Source organism: Kribbella sp. NPDC051620 (assembly GCF_044453825.1).
In the GTDB taxonomy this organism is placed as follows: Bacteria; Actinomycetota; Actinomycetes; order Propionibacteriales; family Kribbellaceae; genus Kribbella.
Genome location: NZ_JBITDB010000001.1, coordinates 590,085 through 613,115, shown reverse-complemented (window position 1 = coordinate 613,115; position 23,031 = coordinate 590,085). Strand labels below are relative to the sequence as shown.

At 68.8% G+C, this 23,031-nt stretch carries 23 protein-coding genes; 3 read left to right on the top strand and 20 right to left on the bottom strand.

The features are described from left to right. Window positions 1–40: 40 nt before the first annotated feature. The 16 genes from ACIA12_RS02720 to ACIA12_RS02645 all read right to left on the bottom strand — a co-directional run bounded on the left by ACIA12_RS02720 (window position 41) and on the right by ACIA12_RS02645 (window position 16,122). On the bottom strand, window positions 41–808 hold the full coding sequence (locus ACIA12_RS02720; RefSeq protein WP_396365064.1) for a hypothetical protein: 768 nt from the start codon (window positions 806–808) through the stop codon (window positions 41–43). Between the two features lie 175 nt (window positions 809–983). Then, window positions 984–3,374, bottom strand: coding sequence for a RelA/SpoT family protein (locus ACIA12_RS02715; protein WP_396365063.1), 2,391 nt, complete (start codon window positions 3,372–3,374; stop codon window positions 984–986). 118 nt (window positions 3,375–3,492) lie between these two features. Next, window positions 3,493–4,032: an adenine phosphoribosyltransferase gene (locus ACIA12_RS02710; RefSeq protein WP_396366021.1), complete on the bottom strand. Its 540-nt coding sequence runs from the start codon at window positions 4,030–4,032 to the stop codon at window positions 3,493–3,495. A 10-nt stretch (window positions 4,033–4,042) separates the two neighbouring features. Beyond that, window positions 4,043–5,230, bottom strand: a complete 1,188-nt coding sequence (gene secF / locus ACIA12_RS02705; protein ID WP_396365062.1) for a protein translocase subunit SecF — start codon at window positions 5,228–5,230, stop codon at window positions 4,043–4,045. Then, window positions 5,230–7,014, bottom strand: coding sequence for a protein translocase subunit SecD (gene secD, locus ACIA12_RS02700; protein ID WP_396365061.1), 1,785 nt, complete (start codon window positions 7,012–7,014; stop codon window positions 5,230–5,232). The genes secF and secD overlap by 1 nt, the downstream gene beginning before the upstream one ends. A gap of 82 nt (window positions 7,015–7,096) precedes the next feature. Continuing rightward, window positions 7,097–7,546, bottom strand: coding sequence for a preprotein translocase subunit YajC (yajC, locus tag ACIA12_RS02695; protein ID WP_396365060.1), 450 nt, complete (start codon window positions 7,544–7,546; stop codon window positions 7,097–7,099). 197 nt (window positions 7,547–7,743) lie between these two features. Then, on the bottom strand, window positions 7,744–8,796 hold the full coding sequence (ruvB, locus tag ACIA12_RS02690) for a Holliday junction branch migration DNA helicase RuvB (protein ID WP_396365059.1): 1,053 nt from the start codon (window positions 8,794–8,796) through the stop codon (window positions 7,744–7,746). Between the two features lie 6 nt (window positions 8,797–8,802). Further along, window positions 8,803–9,405, bottom strand: a complete 603-nt coding sequence (gene ruvA, locus ACIA12_RS02685) for a Holliday junction branch migration protein RuvA (RefSeq protein WP_396365058.1) — start codon at window positions 9,403–9,405, stop codon at window positions 8,803–8,805. Between the two features lie 16 nt (window positions 9,406–9,421). Then, entirely contained in the window at window positions 9,422–10,018 is a 597-nt protein-coding gene (ruvC, locus tag ACIA12_RS02680; RefSeq protein WP_343966041.1) for a crossover junction endodeoxyribonuclease RuvC, read from the bottom strand. Between the two features lie 109 nt (window positions 10,019–10,127). Continuing rightward, window positions 10,128–11,297 (bottom strand): enhanced intracellular survival protein Eis, encoded by a 1,170-nt coding sequence (eis, locus tag ACIA12_RS02675; protein WP_396365057.1) that lies wholly within the window; start codon window positions 11,295–11,297, stop codon window positions 10,128–10,130. Between the two features lie 40 nt (window positions 11,298–11,337). Further along, on the bottom strand, window positions 11,338–11,799 hold the full coding sequence (locus ACIA12_RS02670) for a hotdog fold domain-containing protein (protein ID WP_396365056.1): 462 nt from the start codon (window positions 11,797–11,799) through the stop codon (window positions 11,338–11,340). A 33-nt stretch (window positions 11,800–11,832) separates the two neighbouring features. Continuing rightward, window positions 11,833–12,594 (bottom strand): YebC/PmpR family DNA-binding transcriptional regulator, encoded by a 762-nt coding sequence (locus tag ACIA12_RS02665; RefSeq protein WP_396365055.1) that lies wholly within the window; start codon window positions 12,592–12,594, stop codon window positions 11,833–11,835. Between the two features lie 34 nt (window positions 12,595–12,628). Next, on the bottom strand, window positions 12,629–13,222 hold the full coding sequence (gene pdxT, locus ACIA12_RS02660) for a pyridoxal 5'-phosphate synthase glutaminase subunit PdxT (protein ID WP_396365054.1): 594 nt from the start codon (window positions 13,220–13,222) through the stop codon (window positions 12,629–12,631). Then, a complete protein-coding gene (locus tag ACIA12_RS02655; RefSeq protein ID WP_396365053.1) occupies window positions 13,219–13,779 on the bottom strand; it encodes a DUF6891 domain-containing protein in 561 nt (186 codons plus the stop codon). Before ACIA12_RS02655 ends, pdxT begins: the two co-directional genes overlap by 4 nt. A 9-nt stretch (window positions 13,780–13,788) precedes the next feature. Beyond that, window positions 13,789–14,691, bottom strand: coding sequence for a pyridoxal 5'-phosphate synthase lyase subunit PdxS (pdxS, locus tag ACIA12_RS02650; RefSeq protein ID WP_396365052.1), 903 nt, complete (start codon window positions 14,689–14,691; stop codon window positions 13,789–13,791). 75 nt (window positions 14,692–14,766) lie between these two features. Further along, the gene (locus ACIA12_RS02645; protein ID WP_396365051.1) at window positions 14,767–16,122 is read right to left on the bottom strand and encodes a PLP-dependent aminotransferase family protein; all 1,356 of its coding nucleotides are present in this window, start codon (window positions 16,120–16,122) and stop codon (window positions 14,767–14,769) included. 66 nt (window positions 16,123–16,188) lie between these two features. On the opposite strand from ACIA12_RS02645, the gene ACIA12_RS02640 reads away from it, so the two are divergent. Further along, window positions 16,189–17,841: a bifunctional 3'-5' exonuclease/DNA polymerase gene (locus ACIA12_RS02640; protein ID WP_396365050.1), complete on the top strand. Its 1,653-nt coding sequence runs from the start codon at window positions 16,189–16,191 to the stop codon at window positions 17,839–17,841. Here ACIA12_RS02640 and ACIA12_RS02635 read toward each other — a convergent pair. Next, window positions 17,823–18,812 (bottom strand): sigma-70 family RNA polymerase sigma factor, encoded by a 990-nt coding sequence (locus tag ACIA12_RS02635; RefSeq protein ID WP_396365049.1) that lies wholly within the window; start codon window positions 18,810–18,812, stop codon window positions 17,823–17,825. The two genes, ACIA12_RS02640 and ACIA12_RS02635, sit on opposite strands and share 19 nt — an antisense overlap. Next, window positions 18,812–19,297 (bottom strand): hypothetical protein, encoded by a 486-nt coding sequence (locus ACIA12_RS02630; protein ID WP_396365048.1) that lies wholly within the window; start codon window positions 19,295–19,297, stop codon window positions 18,812–18,814. Before ACIA12_RS02630 ends, ACIA12_RS02635 begins: the two co-directional genes overlap by 1 nt. A 108-nt stretch (window positions 19,298–19,405) precedes the next feature. Here ACIA12_RS02630 and ACIA12_RS02625 point away from each other — a divergent pair, with 108 nt between their 5' ends. Next, window positions 19,406–20,197, top strand: a complete 792-nt coding sequence (locus ACIA12_RS02625; protein WP_396365047.1) for an S-methyl-5'-thioadenosine phosphorylase — start codon at window positions 19,406–19,408, stop codon at window positions 20,195–20,197. Further along, on the top strand, window positions 20,194–21,213 hold the full coding sequence (locus ACIA12_RS02620; RefSeq protein ID WP_396365046.1) for an NAD-dependent epimerase/dehydratase family protein: 1,020 nt from the start codon (window positions 20,194–20,196) through the stop codon (window positions 21,211–21,213). Before ACIA12_RS02625 ends, ACIA12_RS02620 begins: the two co-directional genes overlap by 4 nt. Here the strand turns inward: ACIA12_RS02620 and ACIA12_RS02615 are convergent. Next, complete coding sequence (locus ACIA12_RS02615) at window positions 21,210–21,887, bottom strand: response regulator (RefSeq protein ID WP_396365045.1); 678 nt, start codon at window positions 21,885–21,887, stop codon at window positions 21,210–21,212. The two genes, ACIA12_RS02620 and ACIA12_RS02615, sit on opposite strands and share 4 nt — an antisense overlap. After that, on the bottom strand, window positions 21,884–23,029 hold the full coding sequence (locus ACIA12_RS02610) for a sensor histidine kinase (protein WP_396365044.1): 1,146 nt from the start codon (window positions 23,027–23,029) through the stop codon (window positions 21,884–21,886). The genes ACIA12_RS02615 and ACIA12_RS02610 overlap by 4 nt, the downstream gene beginning before the upstream one ends. Window positions 23,030–23,031: the final 2 nt, after the last annotated feature.

Below are 23,031 nucleotides of genomic sequence, written 5' to 3'. Positions count from 1 at the left end.
CCAGCGATGGCGGTTGTCAAGGGCCCGGCGCCGGGCCCGCTCAGTCCGAAAAGCCGGCGTGGACGTGGTCGTGGTGGGTTCGGTCGGAGAAGTACGTCGCGCCGTCGAGTTGGTACGGGCCGCCGACGTTGTACGAGCCGGTGGAGGCGGCGGCTCGCATGTAGCCGGTGGTCAGGGAGCGTGGGGTGGCTGGGTTGACCACTGCTTGGCCGTTGATCTGCCAGGTGTCGAAGGCTCGGCCTTGGGGGTGATCGCTGGGGCGGTTGGTACCGAAGACGTTGAGGGGGTGGCCGGAGCGGAGGACGCTGATGCCGATTCGGTAGGTCTTCGCGAGGGTGAGCATCGCGGTGAGGACGGTGTCGTGGATGTTGCCGGAGCGGATGTCGGCTGCTGAGGCCGGTGGGAGGATGACGCGGTCGTTGGCCAGGACCTGACGGGCGGCTGGGGTGAGCGTGCGGGCAGCGGGGCCGGGTTGGGCGGGGCGTTGGGATGTCACCCGCCAGGTACGGCCTGATCTGGTCAGGCGTACGTCGACGGTGGTGCCGGCGGTGGTTAGTTTGCCGTTGGCAACGGAGTAGGTGCGGCAGGGGACGAGCACGCTCGCGGTGTCGGCCAGCAGGCCGCCGTACTGGGCATCGATGATCTCGACGACGGTGTTCGGGCGGGTCAGGAGCTTCTGGACGGCTTGGACGGCGGCGAGCTTGGCTTCGGGGACGAGCTCGCCACGGCCGGGGGTCCAGAGTTTGACCGATGGCAGGGCCGGCGGCGGGGAGGCGGGCGTCGAACTGGATGCCGACGGCGCGGACACCGAGGGAGCCGAAGGGGTCGAGGAGCCTGCGGATGGGGGCGTTGAGGACGCAGGCGTTGTGGGCGTCGGCGATGAGTTGCTGGATGGGTTGTCAGGGCTGCAGCCGGTCAGTGCGCCGGCGCCGAGGATCAGCAGGCCGCGGCGGGTGAGCTGCGGCCTGCTGAGGTGAGGCCGGCTACTGGGTGACCCGGTAGACGTCAAAAACGCCCTCGACCGAACGAACCGCCTTCAGCACGTGCCCCAGGTGCGTCGGATCGCCCATCTCGAAGGTGAACCGGGACTTGGCGATCCGGTCGCGCGTCGTCGTCAGCGCCGCCGACAGGATGTTGACGTGGTAGTCCGAGAGGACCCGCGTGATGTCGGAGAGCAGACGAGCCCGGTCCAGCGCCTCGACCTGGATCGCGACCAGGAAGACGGACTGAGCGGTCGGCGCCCACTCGACCTCGACGATGCGCTCCGGTTGGGTCTGCAGGTTCTCGACGTTGGCGCAGTCGGCCCGGTGCACAGAGACGCCCGCGCCGCGGGTCACCCAGCCGATGATCTCGTCGCCCGGCACCGGCGTACAGCAGCGCGCGAGCTTGGACAACACGTCCGTCGCGCCCTTGACGATGACGCCGGCATCGCCGCGCGCGGTCCGCTTCCGGCGCTCCCGGGTGGCCGGCAACCGCAGCCCCTCGGCGAGATCCTCGGCCGCACCCTCTTCGCCGCCGTAGGTCTCGATCAGCCGCCGTACCACGGCCTGCGCGCTCACGTGGCTCTCCCCGACCGCGGCGTACAGGCCGGTCACGTCGGGGTAGCGCAGCGAGTTGGCGACCGCGGTCAGCGTCTCGTGCGAGAGCAGGCGCTGCAGCGGCAGGCCCTCCTTGCGAAGCTGCTTGGCGATCGCGTCCTTGCCGTGCTCGATCGCCTCGTCGCGGCGCTCCTTGGAGAACCAGTGCTTGATCTTGTTGCGGGCGCGCGGGCTCTTGACGAACATCAGCCAGTCGCGCGACGGTCCGGCGCCCTGCGCCTTCGAGGTGAAGACCTCGACGACGTCGCCGTTCTCCAGCGTGCTCTCCAGCGGCACCAGCCGCCCGTTGACCCGGGCGCCGATACATCGGTGCCCGACCTCGGTATGGATCGCGTACGCGAAGTCGACCGGGGACGACCCGGTCGGCAGCGACATCACGTCGCCGCGCGGGGTGAAGACGTAGACCTCGGAGTTGTTGATCTCGAACCGCAGCGAGTCGAGGAACTCCGACGGGTCGGAGGTCTCCCGCTGCCAGTCGACGAGCTGCCGCACCCAGGGCATCTCGTTCGGCGCGCCGATCTCGGTGGTCGGCGGCGCGCCCACCTCGGGCGCCGGCGCGTTCGGGTCTTCCTTGTACTTCCAGTGCGCGGCGATGCCGTACTCAGCCCGCCGGTGCATCGAGAAGGACCGGATCTGCAGCTCGACCGGCTTGCCCTGCGGGCCGATCACCGTGGTGTGCAGCGACTGGTACATGTTGAACTTCGGCATCGCGATGTAGTCCTTGAACCGGCCTGGCACCGGATTCCATCGCGCATGCAGCACACCCAGCGCGGCGTAACAGTCGCGGACCGACTCGACCAGCACGCGGATGCCGACCAGGTCGTAGATGTCGCCGAACTCGCGGCCGCGGACGATCATCTTCTGGTAGATCGAGTAGTAGTGCTTCGGCCGGCCGGTGACGGTCGCCTTCACCTTGGCCGCGCGCAGGTCCTCGTGCACCTGGTCGATCACGGAGGCCAGATACTCGTCGCGCGACGGAGCTCGCTCGGCGACCAGCCGGACGATCTCGTCGTACACCTTCGGGTGCAGGGTCGAGAAGGACAGGTCCTCGAGCTCCCACTTGATCGTGTTCATACCCAGCCGGTGGGCCAGCGGGGCGTAGATCTCGAGCGTCTCGCGGGCGATCCGCTCCTGCTTCTCCTGCCGCAGGAAGCCCAGCGTGCGCATGTTGTGCAGCCGGTCGGCCAGCTTGATCACCAGCACCCGGATGTCCTTGGCCATCGCGACGACCATCTTGCGGATCGTCTCGGCCTGCGCGGACTCGCCGTACTTGACCTTGTCCAGCTTGGTGACGCCGTCGACCAGCATCGCGATCTCTTCGCTGAAGTCCTTGGTCAGCTCGGCGATCGTGTAGTCGGTGTCCTCGACCGTGTCGTGCAGCAGGGCGGCGCACAGCGTCGGCGCGGTCATGCCCAGCTCGGCCAGGATGGTGGCCACCGCGAGCGGGTGCGTGATGTACGCGTCGCCGCTCTTGCGGAGCTGGCCGGTGTGATGCTTCTCGGCGGTACGGTACGCCCGCTCGATCATCGCCAGGTCGGCCTTGGGGTGGGTCGCCCGGACGACCCGGAACAGCGGCTCGAGCATCGGCGCCCGGTTCGGGTGCCTGGTGCCGCCGAGGCGGGCCAGCCGGGCTCGAACCCGGGCCGGCGCGATCCTGGGCGGTTGCGCCGAGGGCGGCGGCGCGGCGGCTGGAGACGGCGATGGGGCGGCCACCGGGCGGCTCGCGGGAGCGCGCGGAGGATCGAGCGGCACCACGTCAGGTACCGCTGAAGTCATCGCCGGGTCTTCACCCACGTTGTTTCCCTCCGCCGACAGAGCACCAGTCTAGAGGGAAGGACCAGCGTGGCCGACACGGCCTGTGGACAACACGCCGAATTGATGTAGCCGCTTGACTTCAGACAGTGACGAGCGTGTCGACCCGCTCCCCCGCCAGGCGCTCGCGCCAGGGCAGGAACGACAGGTCGATCAGCACCGAAGTGGCGACCACTTCGGCACCGCAGCGGCGTACCAGGCGCAGGCAGGCCTCGACCGTCCCGCCCGTGGCGAGCACGTCGTCGATCACCAGCACCCGGTCACCCGGCCCGAAAGCGTCCTGGTGGACCTCGATGGTCGCCTCGCCGTACTCCAGCGCGTAGGACTCCTCGTACGTCGCTGCCGGCAACTTGCCCTTCTTGCGGACCGGGACGAAGCCGGTGCCGAGGGCGAGCGCGACCGGGGCGGCCAGGATGAAGCCACGCGCTTCGATCCCGACCACCTTGTCGACCACCACATTGCCGTCGGCATCGCGACCGGAGGCGGCCAGCGCCTCCACCACCTGGGTGAACCCGCTGTGGTCCGCCAGCAGCGGGGTGATGTCCTTGAACACCATCCCCGCCTGCGGGTAGTCCGGGATGTCGCGAATGCCGTCCTTCAGTACCTGTTCCAGCGAACGCATCAGCAGCCTGTCACTTGCCACGCTTGGAGCGAGGCTTGCGGGCCGGCTGCGGGCGTCCTGCGCCACTCGTCGGTCGCACCGGTCGGCTTGAGGCCGTCGGCGTACCGGCGGTCGCGCTCGCGGTCTTCGGCACGTCCTGCACCCGCGGCCTGTCCGACGGACTGCCGCCGACGGCCAGCGCACCGGCCGGGACCGGAGCACCGGCCGCTACACCCGACTGGGCGCGCTTGGCCATCACCCGGCGGCGCAGGGCCTGCATGCCGGGCTCGCGCTCCTTGAAGAGCGCCAGCAGGGCCGGAGCGATGAAGATCGACGAGTACGCGCCGACGGCGATACCCACGAACAGCGCGAGCGACAGGTCCTTCAGCGGACCGGTGCCCAGCACGACCGTACCGACGACCAGGATCGAGCCGACCGGCATCAGCGCGATCAGCGTCGTGTTGATCGAGCGGACGATGGTCTGGTTGACGGCCAGGTTGGTCGCGTCGCTGTAGGTGTAGCGGTTCGACCCGGTGATGCCCCGGGTGTTCTCCCGCACCTTGTCGAACACCACGACGGTGTCGTACAGCGAGTAACCGAGGATGGTCAGGACGCCGATCACGGTGGCCGGGGTGACGTCGAAGCCGATCAGCGCGTAGACGCCGACCGTGATGAACACGTCGTGCACCAGCGCGATGATCGCCGCCATCGACGCCTTGGGCTCACGGAAGTACGCCCAGATCACGCCGAACACCAGGACCAGGAAGACGATCAGCGCGAGGATCGCCTTGTTCGCGATCTGGGAGCCCCAGGAGGCGCCGATCTGCTGGTTGCTGACCTGGTCGGTCGGAACCCCGACCTCCTTGCCGATCGCGGCCCGGACCTTGACGATGTCGTCCTGGCCGAGCGGCTTGGTCTGCACCCGCACCTGGTCGTTGCCGATCGTGGTGACGACCGGGTCGCCGAGGTCCTTGGCGTTGGTCGCCTTCACCGCTGCCGTGACGTCGTCGACGGTGTTGTGGGTGATCTTGACCTTGGCCTGGTACTCGACGCCGCCCTTGAACTCGATGCCGAGCGCCAGCCCCTTGGCCAGCAGAGCACCGAGGGAGATGACGATCAGCACGATCGAGACGGCGAACCAGATCTTGCGCTTGCCGATGAAGTCGTAGGAGACCTCGCCGCGGTGCAACCGGGCACCGATGCTTCCGAGCTTCGACATCAGACCTCGCCTCCGACGGGCTTGGGCGTGGACTTCTTCGCGGCCGGGCGGGCCGACGGTTTCATCTGGCCGGGCAGCCGTTCGACGCCGAGATGCTCGGGATCGAGACCGGACAGCTTGTGCCCGTGGCCGAAGAAGTCGGTCCGGGCCAGCAGCGTCACGATCGGCTTGGTGAAGACGAACACCACCAACAGGTCGATCAGCGTGGTCAGGCCGAGCGTGAACGCGAAGCCCTTCACGCTGCCGACCGCGAGGACATACAGCACCACGGCGGCGAGCAGCGAGATCGAGTCGGCCGCGATGATGGTGTGCTTGGCGCGAGCCCAGCCGGTCTCCACCGAGGACCGCAGGCTGCGGCCCTCCCGGACTTCGTCTCGCAGTCGTTCGAAGTAGATGACGAACGAGTCCGCGGTGATACCGATCGCCACGATCAGACCGGCGATCCCGGACAGCGTCAGGGCGAAGCCCATCGTCTTGCCGAGCAGCACGACGGACGCGTAGGTGAGCGCCGCCGCGACCAGCAGCGACATCACGACGACGATGCCCAGGCCGCGGTAGTACAGGAACGAGAACAGCACGACCAGCGCGAGGCCGATCAGGCCCGCGGTGATACCGGCCGAGAGCTGGTCACCACCGAGCTGCGCCGAGACGGTCTCGACCGAGGAGGTGTCGAACTTCACCGGCAATGCACCGTACTTGAGCACGTTGCCCAGGTCGCGGGCCTCGGTCTCGGTGAACGAGCCGGTGATCTGCGCCTGGCCGCCGGGGATCGGCTGGCTCACGGACGGGGTGGAGATCGTCACGCCGTCGAGCACGATCGCGAACAGGTTCGACGGCGGGGGGAGCTTGGCGATCGCGGTGGTGGCCTTGAGGAACTTGTCGCCACCCTCACCGGTGAACTTCAGGTTGACCTGCCAGGCGACGCCGTTCTGCGGGATGGCCGCGGAGGCGTCGGACAGGTCGGTGCCCTTCAGGATCGCCGGGCCGAGCAGGTACTTCGTCGTGTAGTCCTGGCTGCACGAGAACAGCGGCTTCTTCTCGTTGTCCTCCGGAAGCGGCTTGTTCTTTTCGCAGGTGAACGTCGCGAAGGCGGCGGTGGTGGCCGCGTCGGGCTTCCACGCCAGCGGGTCGCCGGTGACTTCGGCTCCCGGCACCGTCGGCGCCGTCGTCGGGGTGGCCGGCGTGCTCGGCTTGGGCGTCGGGGTCGACGGCTTCGGGGTCGACGGCTTGGGCGTCGGCGTCGGGGTGGCGGCACCGAGCACGCTGCTCCAGGCGCGGCCGTTCGGCGTGGCGGGGCTCGACGGCTTGATCGTGCTGCTGGGCTTCGGCGTCGTGCTCGGCTTCGGCGTGGTCGACGGCTTGCCGGTCGGCGTGGCCGACGGCGGCGCGGGCGGCAGCGGCTGGCCGGCCTGCTGGTCGTAGACGATCCGGAAGTTCAGCAGCGCGGTCTGGCCGATCTGCTTGACCAGCGCGTCCTGGTTGGCGCCCGGCACGGAGACGGTGATGTGGTTCTTGCCGGAGGTCGCGACCTCGGCCTCACCGACGCCCGCACCGTTCACGCGCTGGGAGATGATGTTCTTCGCCTCGGCCAGCTGGTCGGCTGTCGGGTCGCCGCCACCACCGACGTTGCTGGCCGTCAGTGTCACGGTGGTGCCACCGCGCAGGTCCAGGCCGAGCTTGGGCGCCCAGGTCTTGGCGATCGCCATGATCCCGAACAACAGGACCAGGATGACTGCCAGGACGATCAGGTTCCTGCCGGGGCGGGATGTCGTCGTCGTTGCCACGTCAAATTCTTCCTTGCGCTACTGGGCGCGCCCGGGCATCACCGTGATGCCCGTGCGCCGCACGCCGATAGGACGGGGTGGATCAGTTCTCGGTGTGCGTAGGGGGCAGCTTGGCCTTGTCCTGGACCTTGTCGGCGCCGGCGTCCGGCACCTCCACGGACTCCTTGACGTCGGCCGGCTCCGTCGCGGTCTCCCCGGCGGCCTCATCCGCCGGCTCGTCCGCCGCCACGTCCTCGGTCTCTTCCGGGATGACCCGGCCGATCGCGGCCTTCACGAACTGGACGAGCACGCCGTCGGAGATCTCCAGCGTCACGTACTCGTCGTCTACTTCCTCGACGATGCCGACCTGGCCACTGGTGGTGATCACCTTGGTACCCGGCTGCAGCGCGGCGACCGTCTCGGCCTGCCTGGCCTTCTGCTTGCGCTGGGTACGGCTCATGAACCAGATCATCCCGACGATCAGGATCAGCGGGAGCAGGAGCGTGATGCCCCCACCGCCGGAGGAGGCCATCGGTGCGGCGATCAATACCATCGGGACTCAGAATCCTTCGTCGAGAGTACGGGTGCCCCGCACGCTCTGCTCAAGCGCGCAGGGTCGTTGCGGGATGGCCCGGGTACGGGCCACCGGGGAGTCTAACGCGTGGGCGGCAACAAGTACCTCATGACTGCGGGTCACGTTTGAGTTACTCGTCATCGGTACAACGCCGGCGGTGGCCGGATGGTGCCCGGCTACTCGTCCTCGGCGTCGAAAAGCGTGTCCGCGAAGCTCGCGCCTTTCGGCACTGCCAGGCCGAGGTGGCGCCAGGCGGCCGGGGTGGCGACGCGGCCGCGCGGAGTACGGGCCAGGTAGCCGGAGCGGACCAGGAAGGGCTCGGCGACCTCCTCCACCGTTTCGCGCTCCTCACCGACCGCGACCGCGAGTGTGGAAAGGCCGACCGGCCCCCCGCCGAAACGGCGGCAGAGCGCGTCCAGGACGGACCGGTCGAGCCGGTCGAGGCCCATCCGGTCCACCTCGTACAGCTCCAGCGCGGCCTTCGAGAGCGCGATCGTGATGATGCCGTCGGCTCGTACCTCCGCGTAGTCGCGGACCCGGCGGAGCAGCCGGTTCGCGATCCGGGGTGTGCCGCGGGAGCGGGAGGCGATCTCGGCGGCCGCCTCCTTGGTGATGTCGACGTCCAGCAACGCGGCCGAGCGGTTGATGATCTTCTCCAGCTCGGCTGCCTCGTAGAACTCCAGGTGCCCGGTGAAGCCGAACCTGTCGCGCAGCGGTCCGGGCAGGAGCCCGGCGCGGGTGGTCGCGCCGACCAGGGTGAACGGCGGGATCTCCAGCGGGATCGCGGTGGCGCCGGGGCCCTTGCCGACGATCACGTCGACCCGGAAGTCCTCCATCGCCATGTACAGCAGCTCTTCGGCCGGGCGGGACATCCGGTGGATCTCGTCGAGGAACAGGACCTCGCCCTCGTTCAGTCCGGACAGGATCGCGGCCAGGTCGCCGGCGTGCTGGATCGCCGGGCCGCTGGTGATCCGCAGCGGGGCGGAGAGCTCGGCGGCGATGATCATGGCCAGCGTCGTCTTGCCCAGCCCGGGCGGGCCGGAGAGCAACACGTGGTCGGGCGCGCGGTTGCGGCCGCGAGCCGCATGCAGCACCAACTCCAGCTGCTCACTGACCCGCCGCTGCCCACCGAACTCAGCCAGCGTGCGCGGCCGCAGCGCCGACTCGATCTTCCGCTCCTCGATATCCATCGCATCCGCGGACACCAGCGGCCGAACGTTCTCCTCCATCTGTCCTTACGCCTTTGAGAGGGCGCGGAGGGCGGCGCGGAGGAGGTCGGGGACGGAGGGTTCTGTCTCGCCCTGCGCCAGGGGTGAGACCGCTATGACGGCGTCGTCGGCGTCGCGGGCGGACCAGCCTAGGCCGACCAGACCGGCGTGTACTTGTTCGCGCCAGACCTCTGTCGTCGCCAGGGGGCGGCCGGTCACCGTTCGTGAGGGGGCGCCGATCTTGTCCTTGAGCTCCAGGACGAGGCGTTGGGCGACCTTCTTGCCTACGCCGGGGATCTTCACCAGCATGGCGAGGTCTTCGGCGGCCACGGCTTGCCGGAGCTGGTCGGGACTCAGGACTGCGAGGGCCGCCTGAGCGAGCTTGGGGCCGACGCCTGAGGCGGTCTGCAGCAGCTCGAACAGCTCCTTCTCGTCGGAGTCCGAGAAGCCGTACAGGGTCAGGGAGTCCTCGCGCACCACCATCGAGGTGGCGAGCTTGAACTCCTGCCCGGGGCGCAGCGTCGCCAAGGTGCCCGGGTGGCAGTAGAGCTGCAGCCCGACTCCCCCGACCTCGATCACACAGCTGTCCAGCCCGATCGCGGCCACCGGGCCGCGCACGAACGCGATCATCGCTTCCCTCCGATAGTCATCGTCGGCCTTCCTGGGCCGCTACTGCCGCGCGCAGTCTTGCTACTTGCAGGCGGGATTGGGCTTGGGCCAGGGCTTCGAGGTTGGCGCGGGAGCCGGCTGCTTCTTCCAGGCGGCTCGTCACGCCGCCTCGCCAGACGTGGCAGATCGCAAGTGCCAGGGCGTCCGCGGCGTCAGCCGGGGTCGGGCGCTCGGCCAGCTTGAGGATGCGGGTCACCATCGTGGTCACCTGCTCCTTGCCTGCCCGGCCCGAGCCGGTGACCGCCGCCTTCACCTCGCTCGGCGTGTGCAGCGCCACCGGCAGCCCACGCCGCGCGGCGACCACCATCGCCACCCCGGACGCCTGTGCCGTGCCCATCACCGTCCGCACGTTCTGCTGCGCGAACACCCGCTCGACCGCGACCGCGTCCGGCCGGTGCTCGACGATCCACTCCTCCAGCTCGGCCTCGATCCGGACCAGCCGCTTGGCGACATCCAGATCGGCCGGCGTCCGGATCACCCCGACCGCGATCATCTTCGGCGGCCGCCCAGGGCTGCCTTCGACGACACCGAGACCACACCGGGTCAGTCCCGGGTCGACACCGAGCACGCGCACTGGATCACCTCCGAACGTTTGTTCGACAACCCTAGACGCCCCGCCCGGAGGCGGCGAAATCGACGCGCCGCAGCCTGTGGACAGCTCGCGAATTCGACCCGGCCGACCTTTAGAAGTAGTCGAGCATGTACGCCGTCGAGCCCGAGAAGGCCGTGTCGATCGCCCCGTCGTCGGCGGCCGCGCCACCCCACGCCAGCCCGGCCTTGCGCACGGAAGCCAGTGGCGTACCGGCGTACAGGGCGGTCAGGCCGCGGGAACCGAGGCGCAGGGCGTCACCGGTGGACTCGACCCGCGTCAGGGAGCCGGAGCCCCCGGAGACGGAGAGGTGCCAGCGGCCGGTGTTGGTGCTGAGCTCGGAGTCGTCGAGCTCCAGGTCGACCTCCAGGGACGCACCTGGCGCGAAGCCTCGAGCGGAGATGGCTGCCGGCGCATCAAGCACCCGCAGCATCCAGTGCTCGATCACTGCGTGCTTGTCCGCCTCCATGGCGATCAGGAGGTGCGCAGGGTCGTCCGGTGAGATGTAGGCCTCCACGTCGGTCGAGATGGAGGATCCGGAGCCGACGATCGACCACAGGGCGCGTACAGTGGCCTCGGAGCCCGCAATCAGTTCCTCCACCCGCAGTTTGCCGTTCTGCCAGCCGTAGACGACGAACCCGTCCTCGGCCAGGTAGCAGAAGCTGTTGTCCTCCCCCAGCCACTCGGCCACCTTGGCCTCGGGCCAGACCAGCGGCCCATTGCTCCGCCCGCTGCTGTGCAGCTGCCCGGCCAGCTCCAGGAAGCGGCCGGCGTCGGCAGGACCGGCCCGGCGGACGCTGACCTCCTTGCCACCCAGCGAACGCAGCTCCGCGGCCGGGAAGGTGTACCGGAAGCGGCCGCCACCGAACTCGTACCCCAGATGCCGATAGATCACCGTGGTCGCCGGATACAGCGCCGACAGCGGATACCCCTGCTCGACAGCCCGGGCGAGAGCACCCCGCATCACCATGCTGCCGACTCCACGCCCTCGGTACTCCGGTGCGACGACAACCCCGGCGACACCGGCCATCCGCACCTTGCGCCCGCCCCACCACTGCTCGAACGGCCAGTACCGGGCTGAGGCGACCAACTCGTCGCCATCCATCACGCCGAGCATCCGCCGGTCGTCGATGAACACCTGGTTGTTCGAGAGCCACTCGTCGCGGCTCCCCGAGTCCATCAGCCCGAAGGAGCGTGAGCGCACCCGCAGTACGTCGTCCAGGTGCTCGGTCTGGACATCTACCAACCGCAAGTCGTCAGCCACGGTCAGACCCTACGACGCGGGCAGCCCGGAGTACGCGGGTTTATTTCTTGTCCGTGACCCAGAGGTTGATCGTGCCCTGTACTACGACCGTCCCGTCGGCGCGGGTGGCCTTGACCTGGACCGGGACGTCGGGGCCGGCCGTCCAGGCGTCCGGGTCGGTCTCGGCCGAGCAGGTGAGGTCCGAGGTGGACTTGGCGAGGTACGCGACCTCCATCCCCTTTGGCAGCCAGCGCTTGCCGGAAGGGATGGTCGCCTCGGCCAGGGCGCCCATGGCCGCCTCCAGTCCGTTGCAGACAGCGATCGCATGCACGGTACCGATGTGGTTCTGGACGGCGCGGCGCTTCGGCAGTACCAGGGAGGCGTAGTTCGGGCTCACCTGGACGAAGCGCGGGCGAACCGAGCGGAAGTACGGCGCCTTCAGCGTGAAGGCCAGCGAGAACAGCCGCGTACCGCCCGGAACCCCACGAAACTTCTCCCACGTGCGCAGCAAGTCGTTGGCCATGCCGCACATGTTACCCACGGGTAAGGCGAAAAGTCAGCCGACCTCGGCCATGACCTCGTCGGAGACGTCGAAGTTGGCGTAGACGTTCTGCACGTCGTCGCTGTCCTCGAGAGCGTCGATCAGGCGGAAGATCTTGCCAGCGCCCTCGGCGTCCAGCTCCACCGTCATCGACGGGACGAAGGAGGCGTCGGCCGACTCGTAGTCGATGCCGGCGTCCTGCAGCGCGGTCCGCACCTTGACCAGGTCACTGGGCTCGGAGATCACCTCGAAGGACTCGCCCAGGTCGTTGACCTCGTCGGCGCCGGCCTCGAGCACGGCCTCCATCACGTCGTCCTCGGAGTACGACTTGCCGTCCTGCTCCTTGTTCACCACGATGACGCCCTTGCGGTTGAACAGGTACGCGACGCTGCCCGGATCGGCCAGCGAGCCGCCGTTGCGGGTCATCGCGGTCCGGACGTCGGCGGCCGCGCGGTTGCGGTTGTCGGTCAGGCACTCGATCAGCATCGCGACGCCGTTCGGCCCGTAGCCCTCGTACGTGATCGACTGGTACTCCGCGCCACCCGCCTCGGCGCCGGAGCCGCGCTTGACCGCGCGGTCGATGTTGTCATTGGGGACCGAGGACTTCTTCGCCTTCTGGACCGCGTCGTACAGGGTCGGGTTGCCCGCGAGATCACCGCCGCCCGTCCGGGCGGCCACCTCGATGTTCTTGATCAGCTTCGCGAAGAGCTTGGCGCGCCTCGAGTCGATGACCGCTTTCTTGTGCTTGGTGGTGGCCCATTTGGAGTGGCCTGACATCGCGAACCCAACCCTTCTACCGCCTGCAACTGACCTAGAGGTCGCGCACCAGATCGGCGAAGTAGCCGTGCAGCCGAGCGTCACCCGTCATCTCGGGGTGGAACGACGTGGCCAGCAGCCGATCGTGGCGAACCGCGACGATCCTACCCGCGGCCGGGCCCGACCTCACCGTCGACAGTACTTCGACATCGCGCCCGACGCGTTCCACCCAGGGTGCCCGGATGAACACCGCGTGGTACGGCGCGTCGAAGGCCGCGAAGTCGAGATCCGCCTCGAACGAGTCGACCTGCCGGCCGAACGCGTTCCGCCGGACCGTCACGTCCAGTCCGCCGAGCGTCTCCTGGCCCTCGATCCCGCCGGTGATCTCGTTGGCCAGCATGATCATCCCGGCGCACGTCCCGAAGGTCGGCATGCCGTCCGCGATCCGCTTCTGCAGCGGCTCGAACAGCTCGAAGGTCCGGGCCAGCTTGTCCATCGTGGTCGACTCGCCGCCGGGCAGCACCAGCCCGTCGACCTCGGCGAGCTCGGACGGCCGGCGTACCGGGCGTGCCTCGACGCCGACCTGGGCCAGCATGGCCAGGTGCTCACGCACGTTGCCCTGCAGCGCGAACACGCCGATCACTGTCACAGCTGAACCCTCCGTTGCCAGTCGATGGTCACTTCGATCCGGCCCTCGTCGAAGACCGCCGGTAGGTCGCGCTCGTGCAGCAGAGCCAGTACGTCGTCCAGCAACGGCTCCCCCGGCGCGACGTTGGCCGTGTCGGGGTGCCAGACCTTCAGCTCGAGCATGTTGAAGTCCACCGCGTGCCAGACGTCGGTGTCCGTGAAGAAGACCAGCCCCTTCGGCTCGGCGGCTGCCTCCAGCTGTTGGCGCGCTGCGTGGTGATCCGAGGTGTAGCGCACCACTACGACGCCTAGCGACTCCAGCTCAGCCAGTACTGCGTCCAGCCGGTCCGGGTCGGTCTCCTCGGCCCACTCGGTCGCATCCGCAGTCACTGCGGCCACTGCCTCGTCGACCAGCTCCGGCACGAGTACTGCCGGGTCAGCCGTCGGCGCATCCTCCTGCACGGCCTCCGTCAGGGCAGCCGTGATGGCGGAGCGGTCGGCGTACCCGGAACGGACCAGGACGCGAGCAAGACCGCGCAACTCGCGCGCGGTCCGCTCACCGACTACTTGCTCGGTCACCGGGCTTGCTTACCAGCCGCGCTCGGCGAGCCGGTGCGGCTGCGGGATCTCGTCGACGTTGATGCCGACCATGGCCTCGCCCAGGCCGCGGGAGACCTTGGCGAGCACGTCCGGGTCGTCGTAGAAGGTGGTGGCCTTCACGATCGCCTCGGCGCGCTGGGCCGGGTTGCCCGACTTGAAGATGCCGGAGCCGACGAACACGCCCTCGGCGCCCAGCTGCATCATCATGGCCGCGTCGGCCGGGGTGGCGATGCCACCGGCGGTGAACAGGACCACCGGGAGCTTGCCCGCCTGGGCGACCTCCTTGACCAGTTCGTACGGCGCCTGCAGCTCCTTGGCCGCGACGAACAGCTCGTCCTCGGGCAGGTTCTGCAGGTGGCGGAGCTGCTGGCGGATCTGGCGCATGTGGGTGGTCGCGTTGGACACGTCGCCGGTGCCGGCCTCGCCCTTGGAGCGGATCATCGCCGCGCCCTCGGTGATCCGGCGCAGCGCCTCGCCCAGGTTGGTCGCGCCGCAGACGAACGGAACGGTGAAGTTCCACTTGTCGATGTGGTTGGCGTAGTCGGCCGGGGTGAGCACCTCGGACTCGTCGATGTAGTCGACGCCGAGGCTCTGCAGGATCTGCGCCTCGACGAAGTGACCGATCCGGGCCTTGGCCATCACCGGGATCGACACGGTGTTGATGATGGATTCGATCATGTCCGGGTCGCTCATCCGGGAGACGCCGCCCTGGGCCCGGATGTCGGCCGGGACCCGCTCGAGCGCCATCACCGCGACGGCGCCGGCGTCCTCGGCGATCTTGGCCTGCTCGGCGGTGACGACGTCCATGATCACGCCGCCCTTGAGCATCTCCGCCATCCCGCGCTTCACCTTGGCGGTACCGGTCTGCGGGGTGTTCTGGGTCTCGGTCACTGCATCCTCCTGGTCGCGGTCTGGCACGAGTCCAGCGTAGGACGATTGGCCTGCTGAGCTTCAGTCCACTCTGAATCAACTGGACTGCTTAAGCGCCTCTCCCAATCGGGCGACGACAAGCCGCAGGGTGGCGGGCGGGGCGGTGAACGGGATCCGGATGTGCCTGCGATCGGTCCCGTCAGGCGTGAACAGATCCCCTGCGCCCAGCAGCAGGCCCTGCCCCCGCGCAGCTTCGAGCACCTTTCTGGCCCGTACTTCGGTGAGCTCGAGCCACAGCGTCATGCCACCGGTCGGTGTCGGCCAGGCCACGCCGTCGAGTGTCCTCAGCCCGGTCTCCAGCGCCGCCAGGTTGGACCTGAGGCGGGTCTTGCGCCGGGAGATCACCCGGTCCAGCCGTCCGAGGATCGCCTGTGCCAGTAGGTCGTCCAGCGCGCTGGGTGACGTCACGCTGAGCTGTGCCGAGGTGTTGATCCTGCGCCTGAGTTGCCGGCCGGTACGGACCCAGCCGACCCGCAGTCCGCCCCACACGGTCTTGCTGAGCGAGCCGACGCTGACCGTGCGCGGGTATCGGCTCAGCGGCTCGGCCTGCTCTCCACTGGCGAGCCAGAGCGGCCGCATGGTCTCGTCGCTGATCAGCGCGGCGTCGTAGCGTCGGGCGATCTCCACTACGGCCGTACGCCGGTCCGCTGGGAGGCTGAGGCCGGTTGGATTGTGGTTGTCCGCCTGGAGGTAGATCACCTTGGGCTTGTGACGCCTACAGAGGTGGGCGAGCTGGTCGGTGTCCCAGACGCCTGCGGGCCAGCCGACCACGTCCAGGCGGTGGCGACGGAGCAGGTCGAAGGCTGCTGGGTAGGTGGGCGACTCGGTGATCGCTATGCCTGGTCCTAGGTCCAGGCCGGCCAGGGCCGCGTTGAGGCCGGCTGCGGCACCTACTGTCAGGGTCAGTTGGCCTGGCTCGGTGGGGACGCCTTCGAGGGTGAGGCGTTCGGCGAGGGCGGTACGGAGGTCCAGTGAACCGCCGGAGGGTGGGCCATCGCCGCCCATGGCTTGCGGGAGACCCTCGGCGATGATCTGCGCGGCTACCTCGGCCACGTCGTGCGGGGCGGCGGTGGTGGCGAAGCGGAGGTCGAGCAGTGGCTGGTCGCCCGCCGACACGGTCGAGGCGGGGGCAATGGGGTCCAGTAGGCGGTCGAGTGGCCTTACGTGCGTACCGGAGCCTCGCTTTGTCTCCAGTACGCCGTCCGCGCGGAGCTGGTCGAGTGCGCGCACTACGGTCACCCGGCTGAGGCCGAGTCGCTCGGCGAGTACTCGCTCCGAAGGGAGGCGGGACCCGATCGACAGGTCACCTCGCTCGATCCGGCGCAGTACCAGGGCCTCGACCTGTTCGGTCTTGGTCCCGTCCGCCGGATCCAGATCACTCCCCCGCCACATAAGTCCAGTGTCACACGATTGGCATCACTCACCGTTCTTGTCCGTGCCAGGTGTGAGGATCAGAGCATGGATGAGCGGTGGGCGATCGCGCCGGTCGAGGGTGGTGGGGCGCTGCTGGTTGCCCTCCATCCCGACGGGCAGCCTGCTGGTCCGGTACTTCGTGAGCCGGATCTGGCCGCGGCTGTCGGGTCCCGGCCGGAGGTGACCAGGTGGGTGTGGCGGTCGTCGCCTGAGATCTACCCGCGGTTGCTGGCGGCCGGCGTACGGGTTGAGCGGTGTTATGACATCGAGAGTGCCGAGTTGCTGCTACTCGGGCATGAGGGGCGATGGGGTGAGCCGCGGTCCGCGGCGGCGGCCTGGGCACGGCTGAGTGGGAAGCCGGTGCCCGCTGATCCGCCGTTGCGGTCGACGACGCCCGGCGAGCAGTCGTCGCTGTTCGAGATCCAGGAAGAGCCGATCGGGTTCGAGGCGCTGCTGCGGGTCTACGCGGAGCAGCTTCGCCGGCACCAGCAAGCGGAGTACCCGGAGCGGATGCGGCTGCTGACCGCCTCGGAGTCATCGGGGATGCTGGTCGCCGCCGAGATGGATCGCGCCGGACTGCCGTGGAGTGCGGAGCGGCACCGGACGCTGCTGACCGAGCTGCTTGGCGAGCGGTTCGCGGGAGGCGGGGAGCCGCGACGGCTGACCGAGCTGGCCGATCAGATCTCGGAGGCGTTCGGGCGGCGAGTGCGGCCGGAGCTGCCGGCCGATGTGCTGAAGGCGTTCAAGCAGGCTGGGTTCCAGGTCACGTCGACTCGCAAGTGGGAGCTGGAGCAGATCGAGCATCCGGCGGTGGCGCCGATCCTCGAGTACAAGACGCTCTACCGGATCTACACGGCCAACGGATGGTCATGGCTGAGTGACTGGGTGCATGACGGCCGGTTCCGGCCGGGCTTCATCCCGGGTGGCACGGTGTCCGGGCGGTGGGTGACCAACGGCGGCGGCGGGCTGCAGATCCCGAAGGTGATCCGGAAGGCGGTGGTCGCCGATCCGGGATGGCGGTTGGTGGTCGCCGATGCGTCGCAGCTGGAGCCTCGGGTGCTGGCCGCGATCTCGCGCGATCCCGGGCTGATGGAGGTCGCGGGCAACTCGGGCGATCTGTACAAAGCCGTTTCGGACAAGGCGTTCTCGGGCGACCGCGGGATGGCGAAGCTGGCGGTGCTGGGCTCGATCTACGGGCAGACCTCGGGCGACGGGCTGAAGAATCTCGCCATGCTGCGCAAGCGGTTCCCGAAGGCGGTCGCCTATGTGGACGACGCGGCTCGGGCCGGCGAGGAGGGTCGCCTGGTGCGGACCTGGCTCGGGCGGACCTGTCCGCCGTCGGGGTCGCCGATCGACGAGGCGATGCTGGAGGGGCCGTCGGAGGAGCGGCAGACCGACGCGCGGCATGCTCGGGCTCGTGGGCGGTTCACGCGGAACTTCGTTGTCCAGGGTTCGGCCGCCGACTGGGCGTTGTTGATGATGGCCGCGCTGCGGCAATCCATCACCGAGCTCAAGGCCGAGCTGGTCTTCTTCCAGCACGACGAGGTGATCGTGCATTGCCCGGCCGACGAGGCCGAGCAGGTGGCTTGCGCGATTCAGGCCGCGGGCGACCTGGCGGGCCGGATCACCTTCGGTGAGACGCCGACCCGCTTCCCCTTCACCACCGCCATCGTGGAGTGCTATGCCGATGCGAAATGACCAGGTAGCGCGAGGCGTTCGAAGTCGGTGAGCTCGAAGGCGGTCATCTCCGCGATCAGGCCGTCCTCGATCCGGAAGACGTCGATGCCGAACGGGCGATAGAGATCGTCGCCGGGCACTCGGAGGTACGCGGCCAGGGCGGGTTGCCGATTCACGCTGATGACCAGGAAGCGCCAGTCGCCGCGGTTGGTGTCGCCGTCCGGGTCGAGGTTGGCGGCCATGATCCGCTGGGCATCGATGCGGCCTTCGAACCAGAACGGGTACGGCGGCATGGTGATGCGGATGTCCTCGTGCATGAGCTGGGCGATCCCAGCCGAGTCGGCTCGCTCCCAGGCGTCCATGTACTTCCTGAGCAGGGCCTGCTCATCCGCTGATGGGTCCCCTGTGGGCGCCCATTCGGCGCGGTGGGGCGGCAGGTGTTCACGTAGTACCGGCCGGGCTCGCTGGAGGGCGCTGTTGACCGAGGCGACGGTGGAGTCGAGCAGGTCGGCCGTTTCCTTGGCGGACCAGCCGAGTACGTCTCTGAGGATCAGTACTGCGCGCTGCCGCGCAGGAAGGTGCTGGATCGCGATCAGGAAGGCCAGCTCGATCGTCTCGCGTCGTACGACGGCTGCGTCGGGCTCTTCGGCTCGGTCGAGGAGGACGTCGGGGTACGGCTGGAGCCAAGGGAGGTCGGTGCGAGCGATGGCTTCGCCGGTCGGCCAGGAGGCGGGTTCCAGCTGGTGCGGCAGGACGCGTTGCGGGCGGCGTACGTCGTCGATGCAGGCGTTGGTGGCGATCTTGTAGAGCCAGGCGCGGAAGGATGAGCGGCCTTCGAAGTCTTTGCGTCGGCGCCAGGCGCGGAGGAAGGTTTCCTGGACCATGTCCTCGGCATCGTCGTAGGAGCCGAGCATGCGGTAGCAGTGCACGCGCAGCTCGTGCCGGAACTGCTCGGCCTGTTCGGCGAAGGTCTCCTCGGTGATGGTGGTCATCAGCTGCCGTCTTCCAGCTCGATGGTTACCGGCATCGGGGCATGGCCGGCCAGGCGGAACCAGGTGACGATGCGGCGGCTCCGGAGCTCACGCGTCGACACCACGATGTCGTTGTGGAATCGCCTGGCCAGTTGGACGCGGCGTACCGCAGTACCGAGCTCTGTTGCCCAGGGCTCGACGTCTGTGCCGGTTGCTCCGATTGCGCGGGTCAATGCCGACTCGGCTCGCTCGCGGGTGTCGCTGGTCGCAGTACGGGCTCGGTGGGCTGCATCCAGCAAGAGTAGGGAGGAGGCGGGGTCCAGTGCGCCGCTGCCGGCTAGTTCGGCGACCAGGGCGGAGCGGCGGGCCAGTTCGGTCTCGAGCGAGGCCCGGGCGGTGGCGACGCGGTGGTGGAGACGGTCGAGGCGGCCGGCCGTCCAGCTGCAATAGCCGCCGAGCAGGAGCAGCAGGACTCCCACCAGGATCAGCACCGCGGAGACCTTCACGAAGACATTCGACCATCAAAACCAAGCCCTGCTCACCGCCGATTACGGAGCGCTGACGGTACTGGCGGATCGGGTAGTTGCCGGGGCGCGGGATTCTAGGGTCGAGACATGGCGGAAATCGGTGTGATCGGTGGGTCTGGCTTCTACTCGTTCCTGTCCGGGGCGCGGACCGTGGAGGTGACGACGCCGTTCGGGCCGCCCAGCGAGATGCCTGTGGTCGGGGTTGCCGGCGGGCGGGAGGTCGCGTTCATACCGCGACATGGCGGGGACCATCGCTTCCCGGCTCATCGAGTCAACTACCGCGCGAATCTGTGGGCCCTGCGTCAGCTCGGTGTCCGGCAGGTCCTGGCGCCCTGCGCTGTCGGCTCGCTGCGCGAGTCCCTGACGCCGGGGACTTTGCTGGTACCTGACCAGTTCGTCGATCGGACCTGGGGGCGGGAACACACCGTTTACGACGGTACCGGGCCGGTTGTGCACGTGTCGGTGGCTGATCCGTACTGTCCGGCCGGGCGTGCCGCGGTGATTGCCGCAGGCAACGGATCTGTGGTTGCCGAGGGCACCATGGTGGTGATCAACGGGCCGCGGTTCTCGACCCGGGCGGAATCGCAGTGGCATGCGGCGCAGGGGTGGTCGGTGGTCGGGATGACCGGCGCTCCGGAGGCTTCGATCGCCCGCGAGCTGGCGCTCTGCTACACGTCGGTTGCTGTCGTCACCGATCACGACGCGGGAGTTTCGGTGGGTGGAGGGGTGACCCAGGCGGAGGTGTTCGAGGTCTTCGGCCGGAGCATCGAGCGGTTGAAGGGGTTGCTCACCGAGGTGATCGGGCAACTGCCCAAGCCCGACGAGGATTGCACCTGCCGGCACGCCCTGGACGGTACGGCCGGAGAGGACCTCTGGTGAGGATTCTGCTGACGGGCGGCGCCGGCTTCATCGGCCGGCACGTCCACGCGCAACTGCTCGCCGACGGTCACTCGGTGCGCGTTCTCGACTCGCTACGCCCGGACGTACATGCTTCGCCGCCTTCTGTCGACGGGCTGATCGTCGGGGACATCCGCGACGCCTCGGTGGTCTCCAAGGCGTTGCAGGGCGTGGATGCGGTCGTACATCTCGCGGCGAAGGTCGGCCTCGGCGTCGACCTCGACGACATGGACGACTACGTCAGTACGAACAGCCTCGGTACCGCCGTACTGCTGCGCGCTCTCGGGCAGCACCACGTGCAGCGGCTCGTCTATGCCAGCTCGATGGTGGTCTACGGCGAGGGCCACTACGACTGCGACCGCCATGGCGCTGTCGCTCCTGGGCCGCGCCGGGTCGAGGACCTCGAGTCCGGCCAGTTCGAACCGCCGTGCCCGATCTGCTCCGAACCTCTGCGGCCGGGGCTGGTGAGCGAGGACGCTCCCGCCGATCCCCGCAACACCTACGCCGCCACCAAGCTCCATGGCGAGCATCTGGCCGCCACCTGGTCCCGCGAAACCGGCGGCCAGGCGACGGCGCTTCGCTTCCACAACGTCTACGGTCCGGGGATGCCGCGCAACACGCCCTACGCCGGAGTCGCCGCCATCTTCCGCTCCATGCTGGAACGCGGCGAGGCTCCACGCGTCTTCGAAGACGGCGGGCAGCGCCGCGACTTCATCCACGTCGCCGACATCGCCTCCGCGGTGGTCGCGGCCGTCAACTCCCCCGCGCCTGCGCCGTTCGTCGCCTACAACGTGGGTAGCGGCACCGTACGCACGATTGGCGACCTGGCGGCTGAGTTGGCGCGCGCGTACGGCGGCCCCCCACCGGTGGTCACCGGCGCCTACCGGCTCGGCGACGTCCGCCACATCATCGCGTCATCGAAGCGTCTGCGAGACGAGCTGCAGTGGAAACCCGACTACGACCTGCGGAGCGGCATCACGGATCTCATCGGATCCTAAGCTGGGTCTCCTTGGTTGGAGGTGCGGACCAGACCGGATTCGTAAGCGGCGATCACCAGTTGGGCCCGGTCGCGGGCGTCCAGCTTGGTCAGCAACCGGCTCACGTAGGTCTTCGCGGTCAGCGGACTGATCACCAGTTGTTCGGCCAGTTCGCCGTTGCTCAGGCCGCGGCCGATCAGCGTCAGCACCTCGCGTTCCCGCCTGGTCAGGGCGGCCAGTGCGCCGGGTGCCGGGCCGGCCGGATCGGGTTGCCTCAGCACTCTTTCGATCAGTGCCTGGGTCGCACCCGGCGACAACAGTGCCTCGCCGGCGGCCACGGTACGGATGGCGGCGAGCAGGTGCGCGGGTTTGGTGTCCTTGACCAGGAATCCGCTCGCTCCCGCACGCAACGCGGCGACCACGTTGTGGTCGCTCTCGAACGTGGTCAGGATCAGCACCCGTACACCGCTCAGATCCTCGTCGGCCGCGATCGTGCCGGTGGCGGTGATCCCGTCCGTCCCCGGCATCCGGATGTCCATCACGACGACGTCCGCCCGGGTCGACCGGACCAGCTCGACCGCCTCGTCGCCGTCAGCGGCTTCACCGACGACCTCCATGTCCGCTGCGGAGCGGACGAGCATCGCGAAAGCGCTCCGGACCAGCTCCTGGTCGTCGGCCAGCACCACCCTGATCATCGCGCTCCCGGGGTCGGTACGGTCGCCGCGACCCGGAAGCCGCCGTACCGGCCGTCGCCAGTGACCAGTTGACCACCGACGGATTGCGCCCGCTCGTACATCCCCGCGATGCCATAGCCGGCCGTGCTGCCGCTGTCGGACCTGCCCCGGCCGTCATCGGTGACCTCGAGCCGAACCTCCTCGGCGTCGTACTCGAGCTGCACCAGTGCCTGTCGGGCGTGCGCGTGCTTCACCACGTTGGTCAGGGCCTCCTGTGCGATCCGGTAGAGGGTGATCTCGACGGCTGCCGGCAGCGGCCGGCTGGTGCCGCTGATTCGCAGCTCGACCTGTACTCCGACTGCTGTGGTGACCGCCACGAGCCGGGCCAGGCCGGCGAGGTCCGGCGTCGGGTGCCGATCCACGTCGACCTCGTTGCCACGGAGGACGTCGAGGGTGGTTCTCAGCTCGGCCAGTACTCCGCTGCTCGCCTCCGCCACCGTGTGCAGTGACTGCGAGATCGGCGCGAGGGTCGGATCGTCGGTGCGCTCGTCGAGCAGATGAGCGGCCACACCGGCATGCGAGTTGATCACGACGATGTGGTGGGCCAGGACGTCGTGCAGGTCGCGCGCGATCCGCAGCCGCTCCTCGGCGACCCGGCGCTCGCTCGTCTCCGTGAGCAGGGCGCGGTGCAGGCGCATCGCCTGGCCGCCGACCGCGGCGACCGCGAACCAGCCAAGGGGGCTGATCACCTCCGCGCCGATCGATTCGTCTTGCGGGACGCTCGCGCTCACCAGGACTCCGGCGACGCTGATTGCGACCATCGCCAGCGTCGAGGCGCGGGAGGTGGTCAGGGAGACCGTGTAGATGAGGACCACCGCCACCGGGAGCATGATTTCGTGCGTGTAGTTCAGGGCGTGGTAGACCATCTGGACGGCTACACAGAAGAGCAGCGCCTGAATCGGGTAACGGCGCCTGACGAGAACCGGCATGGTCGCCAGGACGAGCAGAGTGATGCCGAGAGCGTCGAGTGGGCCGTCGTCGAGCCACTGCCGCGGCAGAGCGAGGACGGCGGCCAGCGGCAGGACCAGCAGCGCCGCAGTCAGCAGCAGGTCGCCCCTGCCGATCCCCCACCGCCTCGCTCCCACCAAGACCACCGTCCCCATTG